At 73.8% G+C, this 6,057-nt stretch carries 6 protein-coding genes; 1 reads left to right on the top strand and 5 read right to left on the bottom strand.

The window, feature by feature from the left end; translation table 11 throughout:
- The 5 genes from fxsT to ABZ641_RS23355 form a co-directional block, all read right to left on the bottom strand.
- The coding region (gene fxsT, locus ABZ641_RS23375; protein ID WP_359984563.1) for an FxSxx-COOH system tetratricopeptide repeat protein at window positions 1-1,349 on the bottom strand (1,349 nt) is incomplete at its 3' end.
- Window positions 1,350-2,201: 852 nt separating this feature from the next.
- Entirely contained in the window at window positions 2,202-2,738 is a 537-nt protein-coding gene (locus ABZ641_RS23370; RefSeq protein WP_359984560.1) for a S26 family signal peptidase, read from the bottom strand.
- Window positions 2,735-4,543, bottom strand: a complete 1,809-nt coding sequence (locus ABZ641_RS23365; protein ID WP_359984558.1) for an ABC transporter ATP-binding protein — start codon at window positions 4,541-4,543, stop codon at window positions 2,735-2,737. Before ABZ641_RS23365 ends, ABZ641_RS23370 begins: the two co-directional genes overlap by 4 nt.
- Window positions 4,540-5,079: a hypothetical protein gene (locus ABZ641_RS23360; protein WP_344626530.1), complete on the bottom strand. Its 540-nt coding sequence runs from the start codon at window positions 5,077-5,079 to the stop codon at window positions 4,540-4,542. The genes ABZ641_RS23365 and ABZ641_RS23360 overlap by 4 nt, the downstream gene beginning before the upstream one ends.
- Before the next feature lie 10 nt (window positions 5,080-5,089).
- Window positions 5,090-5,620 carry a MauE/DoxX family redox-associated membrane protein gene (locus ABZ641_RS23355; protein WP_359984555.1) on the bottom strand — a complete coding sequence of 177 codons (531 nt, stop codon included), beginning with the start codon at window positions 5,618-5,620 and terminating at the stop codon, window positions 5,090-5,092.
- A gap of 186 nt (window positions 5,621-5,806) precedes the next feature.
- Here ABZ641_RS23355 and ABZ641_RS23350 point away from each other — a divergent pair, with 186 nt between their 5' ends.
- On the top strand, window positions 5,807-6,004 hold the full coding sequence (locus tag ABZ641_RS23350; protein ID WP_030275333.1) for a hypothetical protein: 198 nt from the start codon (window positions 5,807-5,809) through the stop codon (window positions 6,002-6,004).
- The last annotated feature ends 53 nt before the right edge of the window (window positions 6,005-6,057 follow it).

The following is a 6,057-nucleotide window of genomic DNA, read 5'->3' as shown; positions in this document are numbered from 1 at the left end:
AGGGGCTGGACGGTGGTGTCCGGGTCGGGGACGGGGCGGGTGCAGGCGTCGAGGGGGAAGGGTTCGGGGGCCAGCAGTGCGCAGGCGCGGAGCAGGGCGGCCGCCTGGGGGCTCTCTTGGGCCAGTCGTTGGTGGCTCAGGCGGATCTGCGCGGCCAGGGGCAGCGGGTAGTCCAGCGGGCGGCCTTCGTCGAGGAGGTCGCTGATCTGCGCGTTCAGCAGGTCGCGGTACTGGGCCAGGGTGAGGCTGCCGCCGAGCAGGGCGGCGGCCTGGACCAGGGCGAGGGGGAGGTCGTCGAGTTGCTCGGCGAGGCGGTCGGCGTCGGCAGCACTCAAAGCGGGGACGCGGCCTTGGAGCAGGGCGACGGATTCGGGGCGGGTGAACGCGTCGATGTCGAGGGGGACGGCGAGGGTGTGCCAGGCGGGGTCGCGGGAGGTGATCAGGATGTGGCCGGCGCCGCCGGGCATGTACTGGTGCAGGGTGTGGGGGTCTTCGGCGTTGTCGAAGATCAGGAGCCAGCGGGATCGGGTGCGCAGTTCGGCGGCGAGGGCGTCCCAGGCCTGGTCGGGGGCGGCGTCGGCGGATGCGGCGCCGATGCGGGTGGCAAGGTCGGCGAGTTGCGGGCCGATGAGGGCGGGTTCTTCGGCGTTGATCCACCAGGCGAGTTCGTATTCGCCGGCGAAGCGGTGAGCGTATTCGATGGCGAGCTGGGTCTTGCCGATGCCGCCGCGGCCGTGCATGGCCTGCACCGCGACCGGGCTGCCGGTGGTGAGGGCGGTGCGCAGGCGGACGAGCAGCGTGTCGCGGCCGGTGAAGGCGGCGTTGCGGGTGGGGATGTTCCACACCCGGGGCAGGCTGCCCGGCAGCCGAGGCCCAGAGGCCCCCAACCTCCGCAGACGACCCTGCCCGGCGCTGCCGGGGAAGGCGGGTGGCTGGGTCGGGCGGCGGGCTCCTTCAATGGCCTGCAGCAGGGTGGTGCGGGCCTGCTCGGCATCCAGGCCTACCAGTGAGCGGGTGAGGATGGGGGCGAGGATGCGGGGTGCTTTGGCGTCGTCGAGGCGGATCGGGATCATCTTGTCCCTGGCCGCGAGGACAGCAGTCCACTCCTCGGTGGTGAACCGCTGTGGTTCGAAGTAGGCAGCGGAGAACAGGGCCAGCATCCGGCCGTTCTCCAGGGCGGCATTCATCTTCAGGACGAAGTTCTCGCCCGGGCTCCAGTCCCAGTAGTCGAGTTCGGTGGTGTAGCCGGCGTCCTCCAGTTGCCAGGCCACCCACTCCGCCCATGCCCGGTCCGCCCCGGCGTGGCTGATGAAGAAGTCAACCCGCCGCCCGCCGTCCATGTCGACCATGCCCACCCCGCAACCACACGACGCCACCACACTCGGCCACGACCCTAGACGCACAGCTGCCACCCGGGGGTGAAACTTGACAACCATCCCAGTGCACCTGATGGGACTGGACGAATGATCCGGGCAGGTGGGCGAACTGATGGTGTGACACTCATAGAGGCTTCCCTGCTGTCACACCTGTCACTGTGTCACTGCATGTCGCCTGAACTGCGAGAACGTCAGTGACACTGCTGTGACAGCCGTGGCGCAGGTCTCTCCTCCCTGCGGTCTGGGCGCCTGGTGCTCAGTTTTGCGAACAACCTCTGGAATCACCGCTGGGCAGAGGTGTGCCGCCGTCGTGCCCAGGAGTAAAGGCTGGCGACACCAGCGCGAGGCCGCATGTTCTGCATTGACCAGCCCCGGCCCCCGTGTACCTCCGCTCCAGCGTCGAGGAGCCGGCTGGCTGGTTCGGCTGACAACAACGGCTGACAACAACGACAACGCGCGAAGGCAACCCGTTGCGTGCGCGAAGGCCCCACGAAGCCGGTGGCCCGGCGCTGCTGACAGGACCTGCTGGTGCCATCTGCTCGCGGGCGATGCGCCTGGGGGTCAAGTAGTCGACCCATGACCGACAGTTCGTCAGCTCATGCGCAACAGGGACTGGGCTCGCCCACGTCGACAGGCGGCATTGGGTAGGGGTGCTGGGAGGCAATCCCCGAGGAACATGTGCGGGTGCGCAGCCGGGCCGTGTGTGGGCCGTGCGAGGGCGGCCGGTAGCGCACAATGCCGCCAGTCGATGACCTGTTACCGCAGGTCATCCGAGCAAGCGGGCACAGGACTGCTGGTCACATCGGGGGTGTGTCACTCCTGGTACTACTGGCGGACGCTGATCTGAGCACCGGCCGCCGCCCGCCCGTCTGCGTCCCCGGCCGGGGGCGTCAGCGGGCGGGCGGCGGGGCCGGGGCGGTGGCGGCGCAGGGCGACGCCGAGGACGCGGTCGGCGGGGACGGGCCCGAGGGTGCGGGAGTCGATGCTGGCGGCCCGGTTGTCGCCGAGCACGACCACCGTGCCCGGCGGCACCACCGAACCGGCGGAGCAGGCGGTCACGGCGGCCGGCATCGGGTCGCCCGGGAGGGCGGCGACGCGTTTGACCATCCAGCGGCGCGGCCGGCCGGCGCCGGGGTCGGGCCAGTGGCCGGACGGGTCGGGGCGTTCGACGATCACCAGGGCGTCCACCCGCAGGGCGCGCAGTTTGGCCCGCCGGCCGATCAGCACGTCGCCGGCCCGCAGGGTGGGCTGCATGCTCACCCCTTCGACGGTGATCAGCAGGCGGCGGCGCACGGCGGCCAGGCATGCGGTGGCCGTGATCAGCAGCGCGGTGGCGGCGGCACCGAACAGGGCCGTGGTCACCGGGTGCTCCCGGCGGTGTAGCCCTCGGCCTGCCGGTGGAAGAGCCCGGCGTAGGTGCCGTCGGCGGCGATCAGCTCCTCGTGGGTGCCGTGTTCGGTGACGGTGCCCTCGCGCAGGACGGCGATCAGGTCGGCCTCCCGGGCGGTGCCGAGGCGGTGCGAGATCATCAGGCTGGTGCGTCCGTGCCGGTGGCGGCGCAGCAGCTCCTGGACCTCGTACTCGGCGGCGGGGTCGAGGCCGGCCGTCGGCTCGTCGAGGATCAGCAGGTCGGGGCTGCGCCGCATCATGGCGCGGGCCAGCGCGACCCGCTGCCACTGCCCGCCGGAGAGTTCGACGCCCTCCTCGGGGTGGTCCGGGTCCTGGAGGAAGGCGCGGCCGAGCATGGTGTCACCGCCCTGCGGGAGGGACGCCAGCAGTCCGTCGGCGCCGGCTTCGGCGGCGGCCCGCCGGACGCGGTCCGGGTCGGCGGCGCGGACGTCGCCGAGGGCGATGTTCTCGGCGGCGGTCAGGTCGTAGCGCATGAAGTCCTGGAAGACCGCGCTGATCCGCTCCCGCAGCTCCTCGGGTTCGAAGTGGCGGATGTCGGTGCCGTCCCAGAGCACGGTGCCGCGGGTCGGGTCGTAGTACCGGAGCAGCAGCTTGACGAGGGTGCTCTTGCCGGCGCCGTTGTCGCCGACCAGGGCGAGCGAGCGGCCGGCGGGGAGGGTGAGGCTGACGCCGCGCAGCACCCAGTCGTGCCGGTCGGAGTACCGGAACCAGACGTCGCGCAGTTCGAGGCCCTGCCGCAGCGGCGGGGCCGGCCGTACCGGGGCGAGGGTGGGCAGGTCCACGGGTTCGGCGAGGACGTCGAGGTACTGGCCGAAGAGGGCGAGCTTCTGCTGGGCGAGGGCGGCGAGGGCCGCGGCGGTGCCGATGCCGCCCTGGACGGCGGCGACCGCCGCCACGAACACCGAGACGTCGCCGACGGTGAGTTCGCCGCGGGCCGCCGCGCGGACGGCCCAGACCAGCCCGGCCGCGGAGACCGCGGCGGACACCAGGGCGGGCGCGCCCTGCAGCAGGGCGGCCCGCTGTTCGGTGCGGCGGTTGGCGGCGTCGACCACGGCGCGGTCGGCCCGCATCCGGGCCCGGAAGTGGCTGCCGAGTCCGAACAGCCGTAGTTCCTTGGCGGCCTGCACGTCGCCGAGCAGTTGCCCGTAGAACATCTCCCGCCGCTCGTACGGGGTGATCCGCAGTGCGGTGCCGACCCAGGCCCGGGAGAGCCGGAACTCGGTGGCCAGCACGGGCACGGAGGCGAGCAGCACGAGCAGGGCGAGGACGGGTCCGATCGCGGCGAGGGTGGCGACGAACCCGGCGGTGGTGAGGGCGGTGCGGAGCAGGCCGACCGCGCCGAGGACGATCTGCGGCGGGGCCTCCTGCCCGCAGCTCTGGGCGAGCCGGAGCCGGTCGAGCCGCGCCGGGTCCTCGAAACGGGCCAGGCCCACCCAGGAGTTGACGGCCGCGTAGAGCCGGTCCTGTGCCTCGACGGCGATCCGGCGGGCGAGTTCGCCGCGGACCAGCTGCTCGACGTGCGGCAGGACGGCCGCACCGACGCCGGTGGCGACCAGGCCGGCGACGGGCAGCAGCAGGCCGGCGCCCGGGGTGGCCGGGGCGGTGAGCGCGTCCAGCACGGTGCGCATCAGCCAGGCGGCGGCGACCGGCACCACGGCGACCGCGGCGGCGCTCAGCAGGCAGCCGAGCAGGGCCGCCGGGGCGGTGCGGACGGCGAGGCCGAGGACGGCGCGGAGTGCGGCGGGGCGGCGCCTCATGCGGGCACCGGGCGGGCCATCTCCCGCAGGTCGCGGTGGAGGACGTGCAGGGTGCCGTCGTCGTCCAGCCGGGCGACGACCGGGAATCCGCCGACGCCGAGCGCGTCCACCACGTCCTGGGCCTGGTCTCCGGTGACGACGGTGGCGACCTCGGCGAGGGCGTCGACGTACTCCTGCTGGCCGGCGCCGGGGGTGACCACGGCGAGGACGTCGCCGGCGGGCGGGCCGTCCTCCCGGAGGCGGCCGGTGAATTCGGGGAGCAGTTCGGCGCAGGGCGGGCAGCCGGGGGCGAAGAAGGCGACCAGGGCGGGCGTGGCCAGGGTGTCCCGGGTGACCGTCGAGCCGTCGGCGGCGGTGACCGAGAACGGGCCGGCGGTCGCGCCGATGCTGGCGGCGTCCGCGAGTCCGTGCAGGCCGGCGGGCTGTGCGGCCCGGGCGGACTCGGCGTTGAGGCGCCGGACGATCCCGAAGGTGAGTGCGAGGTTGAGCAGGCCGAGCGCGCCCAGCAGCACGACGGCCGAGACCAGCACGGGCATTTCGGGGCTCCTATCGGGAGGGGGCGAAGAGGGCGGCGAGGTCGTCGAGGGTGGCGGTGACCAGCGCGGCCAGGGCGCCGGTGCCGGCCGCGAGCAGCAGGGCGGCGGCCTGCGCACCGCCGTCCGGGGGCGGCCGGTGGGCGGCGGCGAGCGCGGTCAGCGCGGCGGCGGTGAGCAGCAGGTTGCGCACCAGGTGGCGGGGGCCGAGCGGCGCGGCGGTGGCGCCGAAGCAGGGGCAGCTGACCACGGCGCCGCGGCGCAGGGTGACCGCGATCGAGGCGGTGAGGCCGGCGAGCAGCACGACCGCCAGCAGCAGACCGGCGGTCTCCGTGGCCGGGACGGCGAGCAGCACGGGCAGCGCCGTCTCGGCCGCGGCCACCGCCAGGGCGGTGCGCCGGACCTGTCCGGCGGGCACCAGCCGCATGCCGCGCAGTGCGTCCTCGAAGGCGGCGAACGCGGTGCGCCCGCGCACCTTGGAGACGGCGGAGGCCGCGAAGACCAGGGCGAGCAGGACGCGGCAGGCGACCGCTGCGTAGTACATCGGGAGTCCTCTCCACAGCCACGGCGCCACAACGGGGGTCCGCAGCGCGGGAACGCGGATCCGCAGCATAGGAACGGGGGATACACGGCTCGTACTGCGCGGGTGCAACGTCCGCTGTATGCCGGGCCGTTAGCGTCCACGGCGTCCGGCTGCAACCCGGCGGCCGGACGGAGTGAGGAGTACGTGATGAGCAAGCTCCAGCAGTTCGCGGACGCCGTGGCCGCCCGTTTCGCGCCGAAGATCACGGCGGACGCCACCTGGTGGTACCAGACCCGCTGCGTCAGCTCGTCCGGCTGCGGTGTCCGCAACCTGCGCCTCCAGCAGAACAAGTGCTGGGACAGCAGCTTCTGCACCGGCTGGGAGAACACCGGCAGCTGCTGCTGACGGCGGCTGCGCCCCGCGGCGCGGACGGCGGCGGCCGGCGGGCCGCCGCCGTC

Origin of the sequence: Kitasatospora sp. NPDC007106 (assembly GCF_040634455.1) — a bacterium.
In the GTDB taxonomy this organism is placed as follows: domain Bacteria; phylum Actinomycetota; class Actinomycetes; order Streptomycetales; family Streptomycetaceae; genus Kitasatospora; species Kitasatospora arboriphila.
The sequence above is the reverse complement of the archived record's forward strand: the minus strand, read 5'-3'. Positions and strand labels throughout refer to the sequence as shown.